The sequence below is a fragment of the Gaetbulibacter sp. M240 genome, from assembly GCF_043876815.1.
GTDB lineage: Bacteria > Bacteroidota > Bacteroidia > Flavobacteriales > Flavobacteriaceae > Gaetbulibacter_A.
On the sequence record NZ_JBAWKA010000002.1, the window covers coordinates 740,371 to 764,087 of the forward strand.

The window sequence follows — 23,717 nt, forward strand, 5'->3', positions numbered from 1 at the left end:
AAATATTAAATAATTATTTAAATAAATGAATATGGAAACCTACTACAGTCCCTCAAAGGAGGATCGAAATTTAGCGAAGTTGTCTTGTGGGCCTTTGGAAAATGAACTTAAATCATGCAATTCCAATAGTCTGGACATTCAAATTAATGGGAGTCATAACAAACTTAAAATTCCTTTCCAGGCTTTGAGTTTTTTAGCTCAAATTTTAAAAATTACTAGCCGTGGTTTATCATTTTCATTAGTAACTACTCCTTCAGAAATTGGGGTGTTTGAAGCATGTAATATTTTAGGCTGCTCAGAAGCCTTTTTAAATGAACTTTTGGCAGAGGGTAAAATCCCATTTACGAAGGTTGGTAAACATATAAGAATAAAATTTGATGACTTGATAAGCTACCACCATGAGATGAAAAAAATTCAAAAGCAAAGTTTAATTGATCTTATAAATTCAAAAGGAAACTAGGTCAATATTCATGCAAGTAAATAAATTGATTATATAACATTTTTGTTATATAACAAAAATGTTATATATTTGCATGGTAATAAATGAGTAAGTTCATTGAAATAGATTGTTTAACCCTTAAAATTAGCAAAATGGCTAAAGTCAATGAGCTTGTAAAAAGGCTCAAAAAGGACGGGTGGTTTATGCATCGTCATGGCAAAAAACATGACTTATATAGGCATCCAACCAAAAGTGGCGAATTGGTTATTCCCAGACATGGTAGTAAAGAATTAGCCAAAGGTACTTTACAAAGTATCTTGAAAGAGGCAGGGCTTAAATAGCCCTTCTTCTTTCGAAATTAACTAAAACAAAGATCGAGATGAAAACAAAATTGACTGCAGTAATAGAAAAAACAGGTACTGGTTTTTCAGGTTACATTAAAGAATTGAATGGTATAGCCACCACAGGGGATACTATATCAGAAATAAAAGAGGATTTTATTCTTGCTTTAGAATTAAAAGGAATAGAAAATTATGAAATTGATTATGTAATTGATTTAGAGCAATTTTTCAGTTATTTTAAAGTAATAAATAAATCTGCTTTTGCGGAATATATTGGTATGAATAAGAGTTTATTTAGACAGTATACAGGAAGCTTAACAAAATTATCTGATGATAAATTATTGGATATTACAAAAGGTTTACATAATTTAGCTAACGACTTTAGCAACATTGTATTGGTTAGATAATCAATTATTTTCTTCGAAGTCATTTATTACAAAAAAATGGGGTTGCTTAATTACTTCCAAACGAATTTGAGAAAGTGAAAAAGTTTATAAATTAAACCCTCCCATTCTAAAAGAGACTATGATGATAGTCTCTTTTTTTTTTGCAATAATTCGAAAGTTAGTTTAGATAAAGTCGTTTATAAAAAACTCAAATTTATTTACAAAAATTTCATTTCTGAAGAATTATATTTTAAATTCAAAATTGTAAATTAATCAAGTCCCTTATAAACGCATTTATCAGAAAATCATGAAATTAATACAAGAAGGTGCATTTATATCAGAATTAATTTTCCAGGCTAAAATTGTATCATATTCAAATGATAGATTAAAATCTAAAGATGAATTGGATAAAATTGCTGTTTGGTCAGCTATTCAAACCATTTTGATATCTTCTGGAAATGTTTCTAAAATTCTATGGCCAATATCGAAATATAGGGAAAGAGGTAAACAACTTAGGAAGTTACTTAACATTGATTATGATAGTGTTTTAAAAAATAGAATATTCCGGAATAAATTTGAACACTATGATGAATTTTTAGATGATTTTTTTAAAGATAAAAATATTTCCTCTTATACTGATTTGGCTATGAATCCATCTTTAAGTTTCTCGATAGGTAAATCTTGTCATAGAGGATATAATGATTTCAACAATACCCTAGTCATTCATGGAGAAATTTTAAACTTAAATGATATTGTAGATAAAGTAGAACAAATTAGGCTTAAGTGTGAAAGCTTATTTATTTAATTACTTTAACAAATTTATAATTCGTTACAAGATTTAAAATTAGTAGATGAATCTTTAATTTTTACAGAATTTTTTACGGATTTTCCTACGGTTTGGTTTTATTTGCTAAATTGGTTACCTCAAATCGCAACAAACCATACTCGAGAACTTTGTGCACAATGCGGAAAAACAAAAATACAAACTAAATAATTACAATAAATGGAATTTTTCGGAATAGATTGGACAAAAAAACACATACTTAAGACTAATACGAAACTTGTCTGTACTTCCGAAGAAGAAGATTTATCAGCTGATGAATTGAGACGTGAAGTAGAACCTTGGCTTTCAGCAATATTTCAAAGCGAGCATTTATCCGTTTTGATAGGTTCTGGTTTAACTAGTTCAGTTTCATTTGTTGCAGGTGTTAAGCCCCAAGAAATGTGGCGACTTTCTCTTGAACACGAACTCAAAGAGAAAATTAAAGCAAAGGCTGATAAATCTGCGGTCGATATGAATCGTGGTGAAGCAAACATTGAGGATGATATTAGAGTAACTCTAGAATTAATAAATGGACTTAACATAATTGATGATGAGAGAGCAAAAACACTATCAATCGAACTAAATGCTAAACTTCGAACTTTTATTTCCTCAATACTTTCAACCGAAAAGGAGTTTTTTGAAAAACTTCATAAGGAAGAAGAGGGAGCAATAAAGGCATTTAACCTTTTAAAAAGTTTTGTTTTAAGTTTTACAAGTCGTTCAGCTTCTCGTGAACGATTAAATCTATTTACTACAAATTATGATAGATTCATCGAACTTGCTTGTGATGAAACAGGTGTTTTATTACTTGATAGATTCAAAGGAAAAATACAACCTATATTCAGAAATACTCGATTAGAACTAGATTATCATTATAATCCACCAGGTATAAGAGGAGAACCTCGATATGCGGAAGGTGTTGCTCGCATTACCAAACTTCACGGTTCTATTGACTGGTGTTTTGATAGCGATAGAATAATTAAAACACTATTACCATTTGGTGCAGATGATAGTCATCCAGCTATCCCAAAAAATATAACTGACCAAGTTGTTATTTATCCTAATTCTTCTAAAGACCTAGAAACCGCTTTTTATCCTTATGCAGAGTTATTTAGAGACTTTTCATCTTCAATTTGTCAGCCAAACTCTGTAATAATTACTTATGGCTATGGTTTTGGAGATAGTCATATTAATCGAGTGATTGAAGATATGATGACCATTCCTTCAACTCATTTAGTTGTTATTGCTTGGGATAAAAATTATTCTAAAGAAGGTGAAGCACCTAATTACGGTTCGGGTAGAGATAGAATCATTAGATTTTTAGAAGACAAAAATTCTGCTCAATGTACTTTGATGATTGGAGAACATTTCGGGAATTTAGAAAATCTAGTTGAACACTATTTACCAAAATCTGCTATTGATAGATTAACGGTGAAAATGCAAAAAATTAAAGATAACAGAGGAGACAACAAAGCTGGATTTGGAGAAGGCGAAACCGAACAAAAAACTGAAGCCTAATGAAATTACAGCAATTTGATTTTGACCATTTACGTAATTTAACCATTGGTACAGTCGATTATGTTTCTCCAAATGAAATTAGGGTTGTATTAGATTTATCAGCACCTCAAAATACTGCATTGAATACTGGCGTGCCTACGTTATTCCCTAGAATTAATGGTTTTGTGCTCATACCAAATGAAAATGGAGCTTTGGTTGGTCTAATAAGTTGGCTTGGAGTTGAACATAGTCAATACCCAAAACGTAAAGGATTTAGAGATTTTGACTTAATTGATTTACCTTTTCCATTGCGAAAAATGTCAATTACGCCAATGGGAACCCTTAAACAAATTGGTAAAATTGAAAACAAAGAGTATCAACTTGAAAGAGGTGTTTATAGCTTCCCCTCTGTTGGTGATAGTGTTATTTTGCCCTCAGATACTCAACTTAAATCAATTGTAGAAAACAAAGAGAAAAATGCGAACGTAAAAATTGGAATCGCACCAATTGCAGGAAATGCAAATGTCAAGATTAATCCTGACAAACTATTTGGAAGACACATAGCAATATTGGGTAATACAGGAAGTGGTAAATCTTGTAGTGTCGCAGGTGTAATAAGGTGGTCTTTAGAAGAAGCTTCCAAAAATATAGAAGCTGGTAAAAAATTAAATTCAAGATTCATTATTCTAGACCCAAATGGAGAATACACAGATGCATTCAATGATTTAAACTGTGAAGTAAAAAAATTCAAAGTAGAAATATCTGAGGAAGAGAAAGATATTTTTAAAGAGCTAAAAGTTCCTGCATGGTTATGGAATAGCAATGAATGGAGTTCTTTTTCAAATGCAAGTGGCAGAACGCAAAAGCCAATTTTGAAGAGAGCATTGCGAGATTTAAGATCTGGTCATTCAAACAGCGTTGATGAATTTAAAACCAAAATAAGAAGTTACTTTTCTAGTTGCTTGATTACCGTTGGATTGGACTTAAAAATAGGAGCACAAGCTTTTAAAGCTGAATCGACAAAATTTGGAAGAAAACTTGATAGTTTATCAAACGATGCAGAATTTTTTGCAACTCAATCTGAAGATGGCGAATTAAAAACACAACTAGAAAATATTTCAACGGAAATAAGAAGAATTATTGCTGTCCGTTTCGATAGTTTCACTGATAAACAGACGGGTAATTTAGTAGAGTTTTATAGAGATTTTGAGGTAAAAGAGGTGAAAGAAATTTATGAATTGATTGAATCTTTTCTTGAACCTTTAGGCGGAATTGTTGCTTATACAGGACCTAATGAAGATACACCTGTTCCTTTTAATATAACAGATTTACCTGACCATATTGAGCATTTAGGACAGGAAGCAGGCGTTATTCAATTTATTGATTTTTTGGTAATGCGAATGAGGACTATGCTAGCCGAAACAAGAATGAACTCTATTGTTGTTCAGAATGATGATATCACATTAGAAAATTGGCTAGAAAGCTATGTTGATGGTATTTCTATAATTGACCTTTCATTAGTTCCTTCAGATATTACTCACCTTGTTGTTTCTGTAATATCAAGAGTCGTATTTGAGTCCTTGCAGAGATATAGAAGAACTAATAATAAACTACTTCCAACAAACATAGTAATGGAAGAAGCTCATAATTTTATAAAAAGGTATCACGAAAGTGGTGATGAAACTTCTGCTTCTCAACTTTGCACAGAATCTTTCGAAAGAATAGCAAGAGAAGGAAGGAAGTTTGGTTTAAGTCTTACATTATCGTCTCAAAGACCATCAGAATTATCACCTACTGTTTTATCACAATGCAATACATTTTTGCTACATAGAATAGTAAATGACAGAGACCAAGAACTTGTAAAAAAACTTGTTCCTGACAACATTGGTGGTTTATTAAAAGAACTTCCAATTTTACCAACTAGAAAAGCAATTTTGTTAGGCTGGGCAACACCTATCCCAATTCTAGTGGAAATGAATAATCTCAAAAAAGACCACAGGCCTAAATCAGAAGACCCGGATTTCTGGGATGTTTGGACTGGAAAATCGGAACGAAACGTAGATTGGAAATCATTGTCAGATGATTGGCAGAATACTAATAAAAAAGAAGAGGAAGAATAAATCACTGGGTACAACAACGTAAAAAAATAGTAGCAGTTTTAATGCTAATTCTAAAGTAAGTAAATATAAATAAGGTTTGTGTTTAACCGAAAATTTAGTGCATTTTAATCCGCTACTATTCTTATGCTAGACCGTTTTCTGCGAGTAAGAAACTTATCTAACTAAATTAAAAATTTGAAAGTGAAAAGAAAACTAAAGATAAATTCTAAATATTTTTTAATCATAAAGCTTTAAAAGTGCATCGGAAATTTAACTGAATTTAAGTTTAATTGGTTTAATTTAGAGCATTTATTTTGTGTCCTTTTTCAAACCAATAGAACAACTTAAGAATAGATTAACAGAAAAAAAAAATTAAATGCAAAACCTTTTAGATGATCTAAAAACATTACTTCAGAAAGATGAAAGACTTGTAGTAGATGGCAAGCTGCTCAAGAATAAAATCATTGAGTTGGCTTTACAGCTTGACCCTGTATTAATAAAAATGCTCCTTACACACGAGAGTATCAAAAAACACTTCTTTCAAGATGTTGAAGGTGTAATGGTCTTTGATAAAATCAAATTCCAAAAGTTTGTAAGTAACAAAGCCTTTTTACCTGATAGCTATACGTCTTTTAAAAACCGTATTGGTTTAACTGATGATGATGAGTTTATTAAAGAAAATAAGGATGTCGTATTGTCTTGGCCATATAAAGATTGTGTTTTAGAGGGCGGTCAAACTAAAGAGGAACAAAGTATTAATGAAGTTTTCTGGAATAAAACTCTTGCTCCTGATGAAATAGATAGGCTTTTAGACCCCAAAGTTTTTACAAACTTCAAAAGATATACATCAAAAGGAACTGAGCAGGTTCAGGAACTATCTAAAAATGAAAATCTTATAATAAAGGGCAATAATCTTTTGGCTTTACACAGTCTGAAACCTATGTATTCTAATAGTGTTAAGCTAATCTTTATTGACCCTCCATACAACACAGGAAGTGATAGTTTTAGATATAATGACAAGTTTAATCATTCAAGTTGGTTAACTTTTATGAAAAACCGCTTAGAGGTAGCAAGAGAATTACTTTCAAACGATGGTTATATTCTAATTCAAATTGACAATAAAGAGCAAGCTTATTTAAAAGTTCTTTGTGATGAAGTTTTTGGTTCAGCTAATTACAGAAATTCCATCATTACCAAAAAGGGTACAAAAAGTTTACAAAAACAGTTTACAGAAATTCAAAAACTTAATGCAGGTTTTGATACAATATTGCTTTACACTAAATCTGACCAAATAAAACTTCCAAACTTGTTTAAAGAGTTGTTAGGGGTAACTTCTTCTTCTTGGAATAATCATTGGCGAGGTACAGATAGACCAACGATGAGGTATGAACTATTAGGTATAAACCCTGATAGTGGCCAATGGAGATGGGAAAAAAACAGGAGTTTTGAAGCCGTTAAAAATTTTAATGAACTGATAAGTTATATAAAAAACTATGAAGGTAAAGACACAACAATTACCGATGAAATAATTGATAGTTATTACATTCAGTACATTGAAGAATATGGTATTAATGATAGTTCCGACTTTGAACTTGTGAGATTGAGTAGAAATGACAAACCTGAGCATTATATACCTCCAAGAACTAAAATTTTACTAAGTGAAAATTGGATGGATTTAAGTGTAGCTGGAAGGGTGACCAAGTTTGAGCACGAAAAGAATGAAGATATTTTAAGAAGAATTATAGAATGGCTAACATCAGAAAATGATATTGTTCTGGATTTTTTCTTAGGTAGCGGAACTACAGCGAGTGTTGCTCACAAGTTACAAAGAAGATATATAGGTATCGAACAAATGGATTATGGTAAGGAAGACTCTGTTTCAAGGTTGCTAAATGTAATAAAAGGTGATAAAAAAGGCATTTCTAAAGACATTAAATGGAAAGGTGGTGGTTCATTTATATATACTGAATTAGTCAAGGCAAATCAAAAAATTATTGAGGGTGTGTTACAATCTAATGAGGATGATATAAACGATTATTATAGTATGGTAAGTAATAACCACTTTAATGATTTTCGTATTAATGCTAATCTGGAGGAAGTTGATAAAAGCGAATTTGACAAATTGAACTTAGAAGAAAAGAAAGATTTTTTAATATCAATATTGGACTTAAACATTCTATATGTTAACTATTCAGAAATCAATGATGAGGACCATAAAATAACAGATTTAGATAAAAAGTTAAACCATCAACTATATAATCAAAGCAATTAAATATGGCAAATAGTAAACCTTTAGGAATGGATGATGAAAGCGGTTTTGCTTTCGTAAAAGAAATCTTAGATGGTCAAGTAACTTGTGCCATTAACTTCGATAGGCTTCAAAAACATCCAAAACACGGGTACATTATATTTGAATTTCTTTTATGTGAAGAAGCTCAGGTTGTCACGCCACATACCTCTCATCCAAATAGATATTGGCATAAGAACGCTCAAAAATTCATTTCTCTTTACAGGGTGTCAAAAGATTTAGAAGCTCATTTGTTTTTAGTAAACTATGCAAAATCCGGCACAAAGCACGAAGATAAAATTCGGGTTATCCTTGTTCAAGATATTGACGAACAAAAGGGGATTACAAAAGAGCAGTCAAAAAATTATAATAGAGCTGAATTTGCAAAATGGTTTAGAAAGCTCAATAAAGAAAGTTGTCAATAATGCAGAAACTACACGAAATATTAGATGCAGCTTTAAAATTTAATGGTCCCGATTTTTACAAAAATCAGGTTCCAGATTACGTCTATTCAAATCTTAGAGCCGATTTCAGTCCAAGGCCTTATCAGCAAGAAGCTTTTGGTAGGTTTAATTTCTTTTGGAAAGATTATCACGATAGACCAAAAGGAGTACCTACACAATTATTGTATCATATGGCAACTGGTAGTGGTAAAACGCTTGTTATGGTGGGGCTTATCATTTACCTGTATGAGCAAGGGTATCGTAACTTTCTATTCTTTGTAAACAGCACCAATATTATTGAGAAAACAAGGGATAACTTCTTTAATACCACATCATCCAAATATTTGTTTGCAGATAGTATTTCTATTGGCGATAAACAGGTTAAAATTAAAGAGGTAGATAATTTTCAAGCGGCAAACCAAGAAGATATAAATATTGTATTCTCTACTATTCAAGGTTTACATTCAAGGCTAAACACACCTAAAGAAAATAGCCTTACTTATGATGATTTTGAAGAAACTAAGATTGTTCTTATTTCAGATGAAGCACACCATATTAACGCTGAAACCAAAAAGAAAAATGAGCTTAAAAAAGATGAGGTTGAAGATATACTAAGTTGGGAAGGTACGGTAAACCGTATTTTTAATGCCAATAGAGAAAATTTACTGTTAGAATTTACTGCAACAGCCGATTTATCCAACCCACAAATTGAGGAAAAATACAGTGATAAACTCATTTTTGATTATCCATTAAAGCAATTCCGTATTGATGGTTATTCTAAAGAAGTCAAGGTGCTGCAAGCAGACCTTTCCCAATTCGATAGAGCCATTCAGGGAGTTTTATTAAGTCAATACAGGCGTAAGGTATTTGAGAAGTATAAAAAGCTTATCAAGCCTGTAATTCTCTTTAAGTCCAAAACTATTAAGGATAGTCAAAACTTCTTTGATGAATTTGCAGAAGGCATCAAAAACCTTAAGGTTTCTGATTTGGAAAAGATTAAAAATTCTAATCCTGATGAAGCCATAGCCAAAGTGTTTCAATATTTAGAGGATAATAGTATTAGTCTTGAAAACCTTATTATAGAGCTAAAAGAAGATTTTTCAGAAGAAAAACTCATTTCTGTAAACAGTAAGAATGAAAGTGAGGAAAAGCAATTAGCTGTCAATTCCTTAGAAGATGAAGAAAACGAATACCGTGCGGTATTTGCAGTAGATAAGTTAAACGAAGGTTGGGATGTTTTAAACCTCTTTGATATTGTTCGTTTGTATGATACCAGGGATGCCAAAAAAGGAAAGCCCGGTAAAACCACAATGGCGGAAGCTCAACTTATTGGTAGAGGTGCAAGATATTGTCCGTTTCAAATTTCAGAAGAACAGCAATTCTTTAGCCGTAAGTTTGATGAAGATGTTACCAATGAATTGAGAGTTTGTGAAGAACTATACTACCATAGTGCTTACAATCCAAGATATATTCAGGAGTTAAATACAGCTTTAGAAGAAATCGGTATTAAAGCCAAACAGTCTATTGAAAGACCTATGAAGCTAAAACCTCAATTCAAGGAAACATCCTTTTATAAAGCGGGCTTCATATTCCTTAATAAGCAAGAAAAATACAATCGTGAAGATGTATTCAGTTTGAAATCCACTCTTATAGAGCAAACACACAAAGTTTCTCTTAAAACAGGTTACACTAAGTCAAGTATTGCCTTCGGCAAAACTTCTACAGCTGCGGTAGATAAAAAAGAAAAGGAATACAAATTAGCTGATTTTGGAGCGCATATTGTACGTAAAGCAATCAATAAACTTGATTTTTATAAGTTTTCTAATCTTAGAGTACACCTTCCTAATCTTACATCTATTTCAGAATTTATTACCTCAGAGAACTATTTGGGTAAAGTAAAATTGGATGTATCAGGATTACCAGAGCAAATTGAAAACCTTACACCAAGAGAAAAACTTGAAGCGGCTATTAAGGTATTAGAAGATATTGCAGCTGTAATTGCTTCTGATAAGATTGAGTTTAAAGGAAGTAAAGAGTTTAAGCCTTTTATGATTAAGGATAAGATTACAGACAAGGTATTAAATTTTGCTCTTAGTGATAGTACCGATAAGGAGTTTGGTAAATCAATGATAAATCCAACAGAAACCAATTACCACCTTGATTTAAGTAATAGGGATTGGTATGTGTTTGAAGATTGCTTTGGTACTTCAGAAGAAAAGCTACTTATTAAATTCATTGATAAAGCCTACGAGAAACTAAAACCAAAGTTCGAGGAAATCTACTTAGTGCGTAATGAAAGGCACTTTAAGCTATACAACTTTGATGATGGTAGACCTACTGAACCAGACTTTGTTCTGTTTATGGTTAATCATCAACCCGAAGAAAGTATGCATTATCAAATCTTTATTGAGCCTAAAGGGGAGCATCTTTTAAAAAAAGACCAATGGAAAGAGAAATTCCTAGTACAATTAAGAGAAGAACACTTTTTGGAGCAATTATGGAAAGGCAAAAACTACATCATATGGGGGATGCCATTTTATAATGAGGTTTTAAATAAAAGTAAATTTGAACAAAGGTTTGATGAGATCACTGGTTTATTGCTATAATAATTTGATGAAAAAATAATTTTCATGAGTGATCCAAATTTTTTCATAGAGTAAACGATTCTTAATACCTTAATTTAATGGTTGATATACCTTATTCTTGGTAATTTCAACTTAGATTACCTAATATTTTTATTGAACATAATTCTTAATATTTATTTTCTAAATATTCTTTTATCAGTCCAATTAGAATTTCTGTTTCATTATCAATCATTAATTCCATTTCTAAACTTTCAATTTCCTTGTATTGCTCAATTATTGATTTAGGTGTTCTTACAGGTATCTTATCAATTCGATCTCTGATTGAAATAATTGTACTGGCAAAAAATGAGTCAGATAGATTATCATACATGTAATCAATGAGATCATATGCCTTATCTACTTCACCGATTTCTGCATAGCTGTTACACAATATACTGTAGACGGAAAATCGATTATCATTTCTTGAAACTAAATTTTCTAATATTGGTATTTTGTCTTTTGCATTCAATACTTCAAAGAAATCGAAGGCTTCTAAATTTCTATCTAATTGGTGTCTTTTAAAAAAGTCTAAAATTTTTTCCATTTCGCTTTCTTTTTGTTAAAATAAGTTCATTTGATAATATAGTGTAATTTCTGAATAATTTTCAAAAATATATTAAATTCAATTTATTCTTGTACTTTGTTGTTGAATTTCAAATAAAAGCAATTAAAAATGTACACCCTATGTACACCTGAATTCCTCTAAGGTCTTGTCAATACTGGTGTTGTAAAATATTGTATTGGGAAGTAATTATCATTCTTTTGGTTTCTAAGTATCTGGTTTTTTAGAGTTACGGGTTTAATAATAGGATCGTAATGAATAGAATCGAAAACTGAAATTGCACTTTTGGATGTATCATTATTTGAGACTCTGTTATTCTTAGAAATCTACAAACCTCTTGTGAAATAATTTAAGATAAGGTAAAATTATTTTTTGTTGGTTATGTTTAATCATGAAACTTTTTTAAATACTTTGTAGGTGTTTTACCAAATTTTTTTTGAAAACATTTACTAAAGTATTTAGGAGAATTAAATCCTACTTTATAACCTATTTCAGAAACACTCAATTTATTTTGTTCAAGTAGTTGGATTGCACGCTTCATTCTAATTTCATTAATGAATTCATTCGGGGTAAGATTTGTCCAAACTTTAATTTTAGAAAATAATAGGGTACGACTTACTCCTAATTCTAAACAAAACTTGGGAATATCGAATTGTTGATTAGCGATGTTTGTTTCAACAATTTCAAAAGCTTTTTTAAATAATTTTTCATCTAACGAAGAGATAGTGATTTCACTTGGTGTTAAATAATCGTCATTTGTAAATTTTAATTTAAGTCTTTTATTAGACTCTAGAATATTATTAACACGAAACCTAAATTCTTTTAAATTAAAAGGTTTACTTATGTAATCATCTGCGCCATTTTCAAATCCTTCAATCTTGTAAACTAGAGTTGATCTGGAGGTAAGTAATATGACAGGAATGTGGCTTGTCTTTAAGTTCTCTTTAATTTTTCTACATAATTCTGTACCCTCCATTTCTGGCATGATAACATCACTAATAATAAGGTCTGGAGTATATTTTAAAGCCTTTTCAAAAGCAATTTTACCATTTTCCGCATCAATAATATTGTAATTTGGTTTTAGGAAATCTCTGAGAAATAATCGCAATTGCAAATTATCTTCGGCAATTAAAATGGTTGATTTATCATTATCCTTAACTAAACTCTCTAATTGCATGTCAATTCTCAATTCATCATCATTTAGTTGTTCCTGATATTGAGTGAGTTCGTCACTTATTTTAAAATCTTTGAATATTTCATTTTCTGATAAATGATCTCTTCCTAGTGGTATTGCTATTGTAAAAATGGCTCCATGTGGATTATTGTTTTCAACGGTTATATTTCCCTTATGAAGGGCTACCAATTTTTTTACAATCGATAAGCCTATACCTACACCTTTATTGTAATTACCTTCCGGGTTATTATGAATTGGAATTTCAAAGAACTTGTCGAATATTTCATCAAAATATTTTTCTGAAATTCCCACCCCTGTATCTTTTACTGCTATTAGAATAAAATTATCGTTTTTAGAAACTTCAACATTTATAGTACCACCTTTTGGAGTATATCTAAAAGCATTTGAAATTAAATTATATAAAACTCGCTCTAATTTTAAACGGTCATAATAAACAAATATTTCTTTGTCTGTTGTGGTAAAATTATAGGTGTAATTTCCAACCTTTGCATATTCAGTAAAAGAGAGATAAATTTCTCTGATAAATTTAACCATATTGCCCTCAGCAGCTTGTAATTTTAAAAGGTTACTTTCTAATTTTCTAAAATCCATAAGTCTGTTAATTAATTTCAACAAGTGGTTGGAACTATTTTCTATTATCAATAACTTCTTATATACAATATTACTTCCTTTGTAATTTTCAATGAGCTGTTGCAGCGACCCAATAATTAATGTTAATGGTGTTCTAAATTCATGAGAGATACTGGTGAAAAAATCAATTTTAGCCTTATTGGTTTCTTCTATTTTTTTATTTTGAAAAGATTCTAATTCCAATTCATATTTTAGGTTTTCTCTCGATTTGAAAAATTTAATCACATAGAAAATTGCAGAACCGATAAGTAAAAAATAAATAGTAAATGCCCACCAACTGAGCCATGGGGCAGGTTGAACGGTTATATTTAATTGGGTTATTTTCTGATTCCATTTCCCATCATTATTAAATCCTTTTACTTCAAAAATATAGTCTCCAGGTGTTTGAATGGTATACGAGGCCTGTCCACTGGTGTTTATTGCCCATTGATCATTCAGGCCTAACAAACGAATCGAATATTTGTTTTTAGAATTATTTATAAAATTTGGTATTGAAAAACCAATAGAGAAGTTCGCTTGATCATAAGCAAGCTCTATATTCTTTGTGAATAAAATGTTCTTTTTTAAAATTTCATTTTTATCATTTACTTCGATAGTTTCATTATTGATTTTAAAATCTGTTAAAATGACTTCTGGCGTGTAATTATTTGTTAAAATATTTTTGGGGTCAAAAGACGAAACACCAGAATTCCCTCCAAAATAAAAGAGACTAGGGTTGTATTTTAAACAAGAGTTGTCATTAAATCCTTTGCTTTGTAAACCATCTGCTTGATTGTATATTATAAGCTTATTATTTGCAGGATTTAATTGCGCTATACCTTTATTAGAACTTAACCAAAGATTTTTATTTTCGTCCTCCAAGATACCATGAATGGAAGTTATTTCTGATTTTCCATTTATTAACTCAATTTTTTCAAATGAATTTTCATTAAAGAGGTATAAACCCTTCGATTTAGTGCCTACCCAAATATTATGATTAGTATCTTCGAACACGGTCTGAATATCAAATTTAGAATCACGTTCATTAAAAAAATAACGGTTTATTTTAAAATTATTTTGGCCAATATCACCAATAGAAAATGAATTTAGACCACTTTGAGTACCCACCCAAATCCTATTCTTAGAATCAATAAAATTTATTCTTACTCTGTTATTGGAAATCGAGTTAACATTTGTTGGATCGTTTCGTATTTGTAGCCAAGTATTATTTGATTGATTATAACGAATCAAACCATTTCCAAAAGTACCAAACCACAAATTATTTTGCTTATCTTTTTTAATGGAATACAGCCCAATTTTTAAGAGATCGCTTAATTCTTTAGGTATTCTATCGTTGTCACACCCTTTTGTTTTTAAGTTATAAATTGTTAAACCTGTTCTGAGTGTTCCTATCCATAATTCATTGTCCGAAATAAATAAAGATTTTATATGATTACTTGATAAACCTAATGTGTTGGACTCGTTAATAAACTCTGTTTTTTGGGTTTGAGGATTATATACTGTAATTCCAGTATCCACAGTTCCAAAATATAGGTTCCCGTTGGCGTCTGATTCTATTGAACTGATTACCTTAGAGGATAATTTATCCAAATTAATTTTGCCGAAATTATTATTGCTTTTATCCCAAAAGCTAATACCAGCATAATAGGTACCTATCCAAAAAGAACCAGCTTTGTCCTTAAAAATACATTTTACCTGATTTAAGTCAGAAGACTTATTTGGTAATGATTTTAGAATGTTGTTGGGTGTTAATAGGTATACACCAGAACTTGTTCCTATCCATAGATTATCATCATTGTCATATTGTAGTGCTCTAATATCATTATCAAGTGTTTGAAAAAATTTAGTTTTACTTAAAGAAGAAAATGTTCCGGTTTCAGTATTTATTTTATATAATCCACTTGTAGTAGCTATCATTAAATTAGAATTATTATCTTCTACAATATTTACTACATTAATATTATCTTCATTTACTTCATAATATTTGAATTTAAATTCATTATTATTTCGAGAAATTAATTTACTTAATCCTTTGGAGGTTCCAATCCAGATATTCCCTTTTTTATCTTGAAGAATACAATTTACTACTGAACCATTTATGCCATTCCCATTTTTAATATTCTGATTTACTTCTAGAAATGAATTTTCTTCAATATTATAAATAGCTAGTCCGTTGTTGGTTCCAATCCAAATCTCACGGTTAATCTCAAAAATAGTCCTTATTGTATTGTCATTAACAGAGTTGGTTTTATTATTATGAATAAATCTTTTAAAGGTTTTGCTATAAGGATCAAATCTATTTAATCCATCATAAGTCCCTATCCAAATAGAACCAAAAGAGTCTTCATGAATAGAAAGAATATCATTATTACTAATAGAATTGGAACCCTCGGGATTATTACGATAAACCGTAAAGTGATTTCCGTCGAACATATTTAATCCATCTCGTGTTCCAAACCAAATTTGACCAAATTGGTCTTGATGAATAGCAATTACAGAACTATTAGAAAGACCATCCAGAGAAGATATATTATCAAATCTGTAGTCATCTATTTGAGCATTAAGATAACTGGTTATAAAAAGTATGACAAATAGTACAGGACGGATCATTGAAATTTTTGTTCTAATATACATATGTTTTTGAGTAAAAAAGTCCCAAATAAGGTCTCTAATAGTCCAAAATCTTGGTTCAACAAACTTAGTTATTAATTTTTGATGTAAAATTACACAACGAATATAATAGTGAAATTAGATCACTTCAACTAACTAAACCAAATAAACGTATGAAAAAACTTTTACAGAAAATCAAAAAGAACTTGCTGTTATTAACCGTTATTATTTCTGCAAGTATGATCGGGCAAACAGTAATTTCCGGTAAGGTCACTGATGAAAACCAAATGGGTTTACCGGGAGTAAGTGTTGTTGAGAAGGGGACAGTAAATGGTGTTGCCACAGATTTTGACGGTAACTATTCTCTTCAAGTCTCTAGTAATAATGCTACTTTATCATTTAGTTACATAGGATATGTAAAACAAGAAATTTCAGTTGCTGGAAAATCAGTAATTAATGTTGCTTTACAAGAGGACCTGGATCAATTGGATGAAATCGTTGTTGTAGGTTATGGTTCCGCTAAAAAGCGAGATCTTACCGGTTCAATTATCCGGGTTGATTTAGAAAAGGAACCAGAAAGGGCAAATGTTAGTTTGCTCCAAGCATTACAGGGATCGGTTCCTGGTTTAAATGTAGGTATAAATTCAACTGTAGGTGGGTCACCTAGTATATCCATAAGAGGTAGAACATCACTTTCTGGATCTGATCAACCATTGATCGTATTGGATGGTATCATTTTTAACGGGAGTCTCAATGATTTAAATATTAATGATGTTAAATCTATTGATGTTTTAAAGGATGCCAGTGCTGCCGCTGTTTACGGATCGAGATCTGCGAATGGCGTTATCATAGTTACAACGAAAATGGGTACTGTTGGAAAACCAACGATTAGTTTAAATGTATTTTCCGGAGTTCAGAACTTATCACCGTCGGATGCCACAAACATAATGGACGGCGATCAGTTTATGACAAGACTCGTAGATTATGATTATCAATCGCGACAATTGGCTGCGTGGTATAGAACTATGCCTACAAGTGCTGATGGGCGACCTGTACGGCCTGATCCTACAGACCCTGAAGTGGTTAGAGGTGCCGCGCGTTCTGTTGAAGAATACGAAAACTGGCTAGCAGGAAACGAAATTGACTGGTTGGATGAAGTATTGAGAGATGTAGCAATGATTAAGAATTATGACCTTAGTGTGTCTGGGAAAACGGAGGGCTCTAGTTATTACATTTCTGGTTCATTCGTTGATCAAGAAGGTGTTGAGGTCGGAGATCAATTTAAACGCTCAACTTTCCGGGCAAATTTCGAAAGCAATATTGCAACTTGGTTAAAGTTTGGTTTAAACTCATCCTACTCTTTTGTCGATAATTCCGGTATAAAAGCCAATCTTGAAGATGCCTTAGAAGCAAGCCCTTGGGCCAATAAATATCTAGAAGATGGTATTACCTACCCACTTGATTTGGCTGGAGAAAGAGCACAGCCGCATCCATTTTCAAATACCATCGGGGTGAATGATAATACTAGAAATAGTGTTTTCCTAGCTCCTAAATTAGTATTTTCTATTCCTAAAATTGAAGGATTAAAATATGAAATTAACTACTCCTATTTTAGCGAAAACAGAAAAAGATTTCAATTTTATCCCAAGGAGACAAGAATTGGCACTGATAGAAATGGGCAGGCCAGTAAACTTCACGTATTCAATACAAGTTGGATTTTAAATAATATTATCTCTTTCAGAAGAACGTTTAACGGTATTCACAGTTTTGATGTGACATTGTTGGGTAGCCGAGAAAAAAGAACTTTTGGAAGTTCTTCTTTAACTGGAACTGATTTCTCTATTCCATCTTTGGGATATGAGGGAATAGGTTTATCACTTATTCAATCGGTTAATTCTGGAGCAGAAGAAGAAAATAATATAGCCTATATGGGAAGGTTGAACTATAAGCTAAAAAACAGGTATTTATTTACAGGTACGGTAAGGCAAGATGGTTTTTCAGGATTTGCAAAAGGTAATAAAACAGCTGTTTTTCCTTCGGCTGCATTCGGCTGGATAGTTTCAGATGAAAAGTTCATGAATCAGGCTAATAATTGGTTAAACTTATTAAAATTGAGACTTTCCTATGGCGTTAATGGAAACCAAGATGTTGGAAGATATGGTAGCTTTGCCAGAGCTCGAACCCGAAACATGGTATTTGGTGATCAGTCCTATGTAACTATCAGTCCTCAAAATTTAGGTAATGCAGATCTTACTTGGGAAACAACAACGTCATTCAATTTAGGTTTTGATTTTGGATTTATGGATAATAGGTTATCGGGATCGATAGATGTTTATGATTCAAAAACTGAAGATGTACTTGTTTCAAGAAATTTACCAACTATTACGGGTTTCAATAGTATTTTGCAAAATATTGGTGAAATCAATAACAAAGGGATTGAATTTAGTTTAAACAGTATAAATGTAAAAACAAAAGAATTCCAATGGACTTCAAATCTAAATTTCTCATTAAACAGAAACAAAATTACAAAGCTTTATGGTGGGGAAAATGATTTTGATCTTGGGAATAGATGGTTTACGGGAGAACCAATTAATGTGTTCTACGATTGGAATAATCTAGGGGTCGTATGGTCAGAAGAAGAATTTTTTAACGGAGAAACTCCTGAAGGGTTTTTTCCTGGCTATTTCAAGGTTGAAGATATTATAACCCCAGAAGGCAATGATCAATATGATCCGGATGATGACAGAAAAATACTTGGGACACCAGATCCAAATTATCGAGTGAGTTTCCAAAACAATTTTAATTATAAAGGGTTTAATCTAAGTATTTTCATTAACTCTATTCAAGGAGGTAATGGTTATTACCTTGGAAATGGCTCGGATTATCTTATTACGGGTGGGACCGATATCGAAAGAAGAAAGAACAGACCGGCAATACGTCCATATTGGAGACCAGACGCACCAACAACCAATTCTCCCGGTATGTTTTGGCCACAAAGTCAAACGGGTCCTCTATTAGTAGATCGCAGTTTTATAAGATTACAGGATATAACTTTATCCTATAACCTTCCTCAAACTACCCTTAAGAAGATTGGTGTTAAAAACTTACAATTTTATATGAGTGGTAAAAATTTAGTAACATGGACAAAATGGCCAGGTTGGGATCCCGAGGTTGGAAATAGTATTTCTCCAATCATGAGAACTTATATATTTGGAATAAAAACTTCTTTTTAAACAAACTATAATTATTATTAGTATGAAATTTATAAAAAATTTATTATCCATAAGAATAGTCGCCATAATAGCGATTCTATCAAGTGTCTTAGGATGCAATGAGAGTGTTCTGGAGGAAACTCCAAAAGATTTTTTATCAACTAAAAATCTATATGGCACTGTGCAAGAAATGAACCAGGCCATTTATGCCTTACATGAAAGAGTACGACAATTCTATTATTCTGGGGGACGTCATACCACTGTTATATTAGCAGGTAAGGGGTCTGATATGTGTTATGATGGTGAAAATCCGGCTGGAAGTCGGTGGTTAACAGACTGGTCTACCCAACTCACACCAACATCAAATATCGCAAGTTACTATTGGCAAAATTCCTATGAGGTTATCCAATATGCTAATGTATTGATCTCAGAAGCCGAGGCTTTTGATAGTAACGATAAAATTTGGTTGGGTAAACCAAATACTCAAAATGCTATCATTGCTGAAGCTAAGTTCTTTAGAGCTTGGTGTTATAGAATGTTAGTTATTATGTATGGAGGTGTTCCCTTGCAAACAGAACCCGTCGAAGGGGTTAAAACCGATTTTGTGCGAGCTCCAGAAAGTCAAGTTTTTGCCCTAATAGAAGATGACCTAAAATTTGGTGCCATGTATTTGCCTGGAAGAGGTGAAGAGGAGCAACCAGGAAGAATTACCAAGGGGGCTGCAAACCATTTATTGAGTGAAATATATCTAGCTCAAGGAAAATTTATTGAAGCTATTGCTGCTGCTAGTGCAGTAATTGATGATGCCGGATATGCTTTAATGCAAAACCGTTTTGGTGAGCAACTTAATAATGATGACCGCCTTCTTATTCCTGAAGGACAACAGGCCGATGCCTTCTATGATTTATTTCGTTATGGAAATCAGAACCCTTCCTATAACACAGAAGCTATTTGGGTTATGCAAATTGAACCTGAAATAGATGGTGGAAATAGATATGGAGGTGAACGTATGTTTGGAAACGCATATTATAGAATAGGTAGTGATCCATCCGGTAAAAAAGCGATTATTGGTGACAATCCTGACGCATCTCCGAACATCTATTTATCAACCTTTGGTAGAGGTGTATCCTGGGCCAAACCTACAAATTATCTCGCCTATACCATTTGGTCGGAATCGCGTAATGGCCCAGATGCGGATATTCGAAATGCCCGACATAACATTTTTCGTGACTGGAGATATAATAATCCAAACTCGCCTGACTGGTTCGGTAAAAAAATTGATTTTGTTAATGATTATCCGCCCGGATCAAGAAACGTATTGAATGATACCACACAGTATCTTTATCCATTTTTTACAAAATACGGTTCACCAGGTATTCACTTTACAAATGAAAATAGATCTGGTAATGGATATCACGAAGTAGATAGGTATGCAATGCGTTTATCTGAAACCTATTTGTTACGGGCAGAAGCCCATCTAGGTAATGGATCACCGCAACTAGCTGCAGATGATATCAATGTAGTTAGAGGTAGAGCTAAAGCTACACTTGTTAACGCCGGCGATGTGACTATTGATTATATTTTAGACGAGAGAGCTCGTGAATTTTATTCAGAAACCTTTAGGTTACTTACATTAATGAGGTTAGGTAAGCTGGTTGAATATACAATCCAATATATGGATAATCCTGTAGCTGGTGGTGGGACAGGAGCAGGTATTCAACCGTTCCATAGTAAATTCCCTATTCCACAAAGTGAAATTGATTTAAATATATCGGGTGTCTTGGAGCAAAATCCAGGGTATTAATAAGTATAAACCTTTTTGATATTTTCTAAAAACACACTATTGAGACTATTTAAAATAGTGTGTTTTTTTATGTTTTTACCCAAAAGCAAAAATAATTCGTTGAAAAAATAAGTCTTTCAAAAAGTTTTCAAAATTTTGAATAACAATAGTTTTCATTTCTAGCATTATGGCAGCGAACGCTGTTAATTCTAAAATGGAGTAATAGGATATTCATTTCATTAGATTATCAAGATGTTTTTCTTGAGATCGAAAACAGCCAGAAACTAAAAGAGAAGAAGTGATAATTTTCAACTTAATGGTCAATTAAATTAACAAATTAATTAATATAAGATTTTATGATCTTTAATTTGAAAAATAGCCTAACCTTCTCAGTTATATTATCTTTATTTCTCCTTTTATCTTGTAATCAAAAACAGGAAGTAGAGATTAATAGAACAAAAACAAATATTAATAATGATTGGTTATATTCTGAAAACCAAACAGAAGATATCAGTCAAATAAATGAAACATTAGATTGGAGTCCTATATCTCTGCCACATACGTGGAATTCTGAAGATGTAATGGATATGGAACCTGGGTATCGCAGAAGTTCTAGCTGGTACAAGAAAAATCTCAAAATCAATAAAATAAGGCACCAACAATATATCCTATATTTTGAAGGCTCAAATATTACATCAAAAGTTTATATAAATGGAAAAAAAGCAGGGCAACATATTGGAGGTTATATTGGTTTTAACATTAATATAAGTAATTATTTAAAAAATGGAGATAATGAAATATTAGTTTGGGTTGATAGTAGTTATAATCCGGATATTATTCCTTCGCAAAAAAGTGATTTTTTTATTTATGGAGGCATTACCCGCGATGTATGGTTAATAACAAAACCAATTGAAGCGATTGCCGGGGTAAAAGTGTCTACACCAAAAGTTTCTGAAAAAGAAGCTAGCTTAAGGGTTATAACCAACTTAGAAATTCCTGAGAAGAATCTGAATGATATAAAAGTTAAATTAATTTTAAAAGATCCCATTGGGAAACAGGTGAAATCCAAAATTGTAAGCCCATCAGGGTTTAATACAGTGGTGACAATTGATGATATAAAATCCCCAAAATTATGGGATACCGAAACTCCTAATTTATATACAATTGAAATTCAGTTGTTAAAAAATAATAAAATTATTGACGAAATAATTGAGCGGGTTGGTTTCCGTTGGTTTGAGTTTAAAGATCATGGTGCTTTTTATCTAAATGGAAAACGTTTATTATTGCGAGGAACTCACAGACATGAAGAACATGCAGGCTTAGGCTCAGCTTTGAGCAACGCCCAACATCGTAAAGACATAGAGCAAATAAAAGACATGGGTGCCAATTTTGTTCGTTTAGCGCATTACCCGCAAGATCCAGAAATTTATAAAACATGTGATGAATTAGGAATTTTAGTTTGGGATGAGCTACCATGGTGCCGAGGAGGCATAGGAGGGGATGTCTGGAAAAGGAATACAAAAAACATGTTGAAAGAGATCATAGCACAAAATTATAATCATCCAAGTATTATTATATGGTCACTGGGAAATGAAATGGATTGGTTACCGGATTTTAAAGATGGAGACAATATTGAAGAAATAAATAGTTATTTAAAAGAGTTGAATACCCTGGTTCATGAGATAGATCCATCAAGAAAAACAGCGTTTCGAAAATATTATGAAGGATCTGATATAGTTGATGTATTTTCACCTTCAATTTGGTCGGGGTGGTATTCGGGAAGTTACAAAAGTTATCAAAAAGCCCTGGATTTATATAAAAAGGAATACCCTCATTTTGTGCATGCAGAGTATGGTGGTTCAAGTCACCTAGGTAGACATTCAGAAAATCCTATTACTGGAGAGGGTATTATCAACGCTGATGGATGGGAGGAAGCCATTGTTCAAAGCGATGTGCCAAATATTGCCCAAGTAGGTGATTGGAGTGAAAACTACATAGTAGATCTCTTTGATTGGTATTTAAGAATTTCTGAGACAGACACTAGCTTTGTAGGTAATATTCAATGGGCATTCAAAGATTTTGGAACTCCATTACGTCCAGAAAATGATATTCCTTATATGAATCAAAAGGGATTGGTAGCCAGCAACGGAAATCCAAAAGATGCCTATTATGTCTTTAAAAGTTATTGGGCGAAAAAGCCTTTTATTTATATAGAATCTCATACATGGACAGAAAGACAAGGCCCTAAAGATTTAGCTCGAAACATAAGTGTTTACAGTAATTGCAAGGAAGTAACCTTGTTTCACAATGGAAGAAATTTAGGACTAAAACAAAAAGACATAAATGATTTTCCTGCATCTGGTCTTAATTGGGATATACAGTTTATTGAAGGTGAAAATGAGTTGATAGCAACTTCTAATAATAATGGGATTATTATAAATGATACACTTTCTGTAAATTATCGCTTTGTTAAAAATGAACCAGCTTACGAACTTTTATTAACTTACCAGAAATTAGAAAACGGAAATTATTTGGTTATAGCAACGGCTGTTGATAAAAATGGGCTTAAATGTTTAGATTATGAAGAACCCGTATACTTTCAATGTCTTACCGGAGGGAAAACTTTAAAACTTCAAGGAACTTATACTGGAAGCGAAAAAATTGCTATGGCAAATGGAAAAGCAAGTATTGAAGTTATTCCCGATGAAAAAAATAGGCCGATTAAGATGATGGTGATTAACCAAAGTTTTAAAGGTACTTATTTAACAATTGATTATTAAAATTTA

At 31.9% G+C, this 23,717-nt stretch carries 14 protein-coding genes; 12 read left to right on the forward strand and 2 right to left on the reverse strand.

Features of this window, described 5'->3' with window-relative positions; genetic code table 11:
• Positions 1–31 precede the first annotated feature (31 nt).
• From V8G61_RS08900 to V8G61_RS08940, 9 genes are all read left to right on the forward strand, one after another.
• Entirely contained in the window at positions 32–460 is a 429-nt protein-coding gene (locus V8G61_RS08900) for an excisionase family DNA-binding protein (RefSeq protein WP_394875211.1), read from the forward strand.
• A 131-nt stretch (positions 461–591) separates the two neighbouring features.
• Positions 592–780 (forward strand): type II toxin-antitoxin system HicA family toxin, encoded by a 189-nt coding sequence (locus tag V8G61_RS08905; protein ID WP_394875212.1) that lies wholly within the window; start codon positions 592–594, stop codon positions 778–780.
• Positions 781–818: 38 nt separating this feature from the next.
• Entirely contained in the window at positions 819–1,187 is a 369-nt protein-coding gene (locus tag V8G61_RS08910) for a type II toxin-antitoxin system HicB family antitoxin (protein WP_394875213.1), read from the forward strand.
• A gap of 286 nt (positions 1,188–1,473) precedes the next feature.
• Complete coding sequence (locus V8G61_RS08915) at positions 1,474–1,971, forward strand: hypothetical protein (RefSeq protein ID WP_394875214.1); 498 nt, start codon at positions 1,474–1,476, stop codon at positions 1,969–1,971.
• Between the two features lie 198 nt (positions 1,972–2,169).
• Positions 2,170–3,507 carry an SIR2 family protein gene (locus V8G61_RS08920; RefSeq protein WP_394875215.1) on the forward strand — a complete coding sequence of 446 codons (1,338 nt, stop codon included), beginning with the start codon at positions 2,170–2,172 and terminating at the stop codon, positions 3,505–3,507.
• Complete coding sequence (locus V8G61_RS08925; protein ID WP_394875216.1) at positions 3,507–5,606, forward strand: ATP-binding protein; 2,100 nt, start codon at positions 3,507–3,509, stop codon at positions 5,604–5,606. The genes V8G61_RS08920 and V8G61_RS08925 overlap by 1 nt, the downstream gene beginning before the upstream one ends.
• A gap of 355 nt (positions 5,607–5,961) precedes the next feature.
• Entirely contained in the window at positions 5,962–7,857 is a 1,896-nt protein-coding gene (locus tag V8G61_RS08930; RefSeq protein WP_394875217.1) for a DNA methyltransferase, read from the forward strand.
• A gap of 2 nt (positions 7,858–7,859) precedes the next feature.
• Positions 7,860–8,297 carry a hypothetical protein gene (locus tag V8G61_RS08935; RefSeq protein WP_394875218.1) on the forward strand — a complete coding sequence of 146 codons (438 nt, stop codon included), beginning with the start codon at positions 7,860–7,862 and terminating at the stop codon, positions 8,295–8,297.
• Positions 8,297–10,921: a DEAD/DEAH box helicase family protein gene (locus V8G61_RS08940; RefSeq protein ID WP_394875220.1), complete on the forward strand. Its 2,625-nt coding sequence runs from the start codon at positions 8,297–8,299 to the stop codon at positions 10,919–10,921. Before V8G61_RS08935 ends, V8G61_RS08940 begins: the two co-directional genes overlap by 1 nt.
• A gap of 145 nt (positions 10,922–11,066) precedes the next feature.
• Here the strand turns inward: V8G61_RS08940 and V8G61_RS08945 are convergent, their stop codons facing one another.
• The gene (locus tag V8G61_RS08945) at positions 11,067–11,483 is read right to left on the reverse strand and encodes a hypothetical protein (protein ID WP_394875221.1); all 417 of its coding nucleotides are present in this window, start codon (positions 11,481–11,483) and stop codon (positions 11,067–11,069) included.
• A gap of 403 nt (positions 11,484–11,886) precedes the next feature.
• Positions 11,887–15,960 (reverse strand): two-component regulator propeller domain-containing protein, encoded by a 4,074-nt coding sequence (locus V8G61_RS08950; RefSeq protein ID WP_394875222.1) that lies wholly within the window; start codon positions 15,958–15,960, stop codon positions 11,887–11,889.
• A gap of 149 nt (positions 15,961–16,109) precedes the next feature.
• Here V8G61_RS08950 and V8G61_RS08955 point away from each other — a divergent pair, with 149 nt between their 5' ends.
• The 3 genes from V8G61_RS08955 (at position 16,110) to V8G61_RS08965 (ending at position 23,711) form a co-directional block, all read left to right on the forward strand.
• Positions 16,110–19,169 carry a SusC/RagA family TonB-linked outer membrane protein gene (locus tag V8G61_RS08955; RefSeq protein WP_394875224.1) on the forward strand — a complete coding sequence of 1,020 codons (3,060 nt, stop codon included), beginning with the start codon at positions 16,110–16,112 and terminating at the stop codon, positions 19,167–19,169.
• Between the two features lie 22 nt (positions 19,170–19,191).
• Complete coding sequence (locus tag V8G61_RS08960; RefSeq protein WP_394875225.1) at positions 19,192–20,952, forward strand: RagB/SusD family nutrient uptake outer membrane protein; 1,761 nt, start codon at positions 19,192–19,194, stop codon at positions 20,950–20,952.
• A 335-nt stretch (positions 20,953–21,287) separates the two neighbouring features.
• Positions 21,288–23,711: a glycoside hydrolase family 2 TIM barrel-domain containing protein gene (locus V8G61_RS08965; protein WP_394875226.1), complete on the forward strand. Its 2,424-nt coding sequence runs from the start codon at positions 21,288–21,290 to the stop codon at positions 23,709–23,711.
• The last annotated feature ends 6 nt before the right edge of the window (positions 23,712–23,717 follow it).

What these genes read in the sequence shown, in the direction of transcription:
- V8G61_RS08900 (WP_394875211.1), top strand. Translation starts at nt 32, where the DNA reads ATGGAAACCTACTACAGTCCCTCAAAGGAGGATCGAAATTTAGCGAAG.
- V8G61_RS08905 (WP_394875212.1), top strand. Translation starts at nt 592, where the DNA reads ATGGCTAAAGTCAATGAGCTTGTAAAAAGGCTCAAAAAGGACGGGTGG.
- V8G61_RS08910 (WP_394875213.1), top strand. Translation starts at nt 819, where the DNA reads ATGAAAACAAAATTGACTGCAGTAATAGAAAAAACAGGTACTGGTTTT.
- V8G61_RS08915 (WP_394875214.1), top strand. Translation starts at nt 1,474, where the DNA reads ATGAAATTAATACAAGAAGGTGCATTTATATCAGAATTAATTTTCCAG.
- V8G61_RS08920 (WP_394875215.1), top strand. Translation starts at nt 2,170, where the DNA reads ATGGAATTTTTCGGAATAGATTGGACAAAAAAACACATACTTAAGACT.
- V8G61_RS08925 (WP_394875216.1), top strand. Translation starts at nt 3,507, where the DNA reads ATGAAATTACAGCAATTTGATTTTGACCATTTACGTAATTTAACCATT.
- V8G61_RS08930 (WP_394875217.1), top strand. Translation starts at nt 5,962, where the DNA reads ATGCAAAACCTTTTAGATGATCTAAAAACATTACTTCAGAAAGATGAA.
- V8G61_RS08935 (WP_394875218.1), top strand. Translation starts at nt 7,860, where the DNA reads ATGGCAAATAGTAAACCTTTAGGAATGGATGATGAAAGCGGTTTTGCT.
- V8G61_RS08940 (WP_394875220.1), top strand. Translation starts at nt 8,297, where the DNA reads ATGCAGAAACTACACGAAATATTAGATGCAGCTTTAAAATTTAATGGT.
- V8G61_RS08945 (WP_394875221.1), bottom strand. Translation starts at nt 11,483, where the DNA reads ATGGAAAAAATTTTAGACTTTTTTAAAAGACACCAATTAGATAGAAAT.
- V8G61_RS08950 (WP_394875222.1), bottom strand. Translation starts at nt 15,960, where the DNA reads ATGTATATTAGAACAAAAATTTCAATGATCCGTCCTGTACTATTTGTC.
- V8G61_RS08955 (WP_394875224.1), top strand. Translation starts at nt 16,110, where the DNA reads ATGAAAAAACTTTTACAGAAAATCAAAAAGAACTTGCTGTTATTAACC.
- V8G61_RS08960 (WP_394875225.1), top strand. Translation starts at nt 19,192, where the DNA reads ATGAAATTTATAAAAAATTTATTATCCATAAGAATAGTCGCCATAATA.
- V8G61_RS08965 (WP_394875226.1), top strand. Translation starts at nt 21,288, where the DNA reads ATGATCTTTAATTTGAAAAATAGCCTAACCTTCTCAGTTATATTATCT.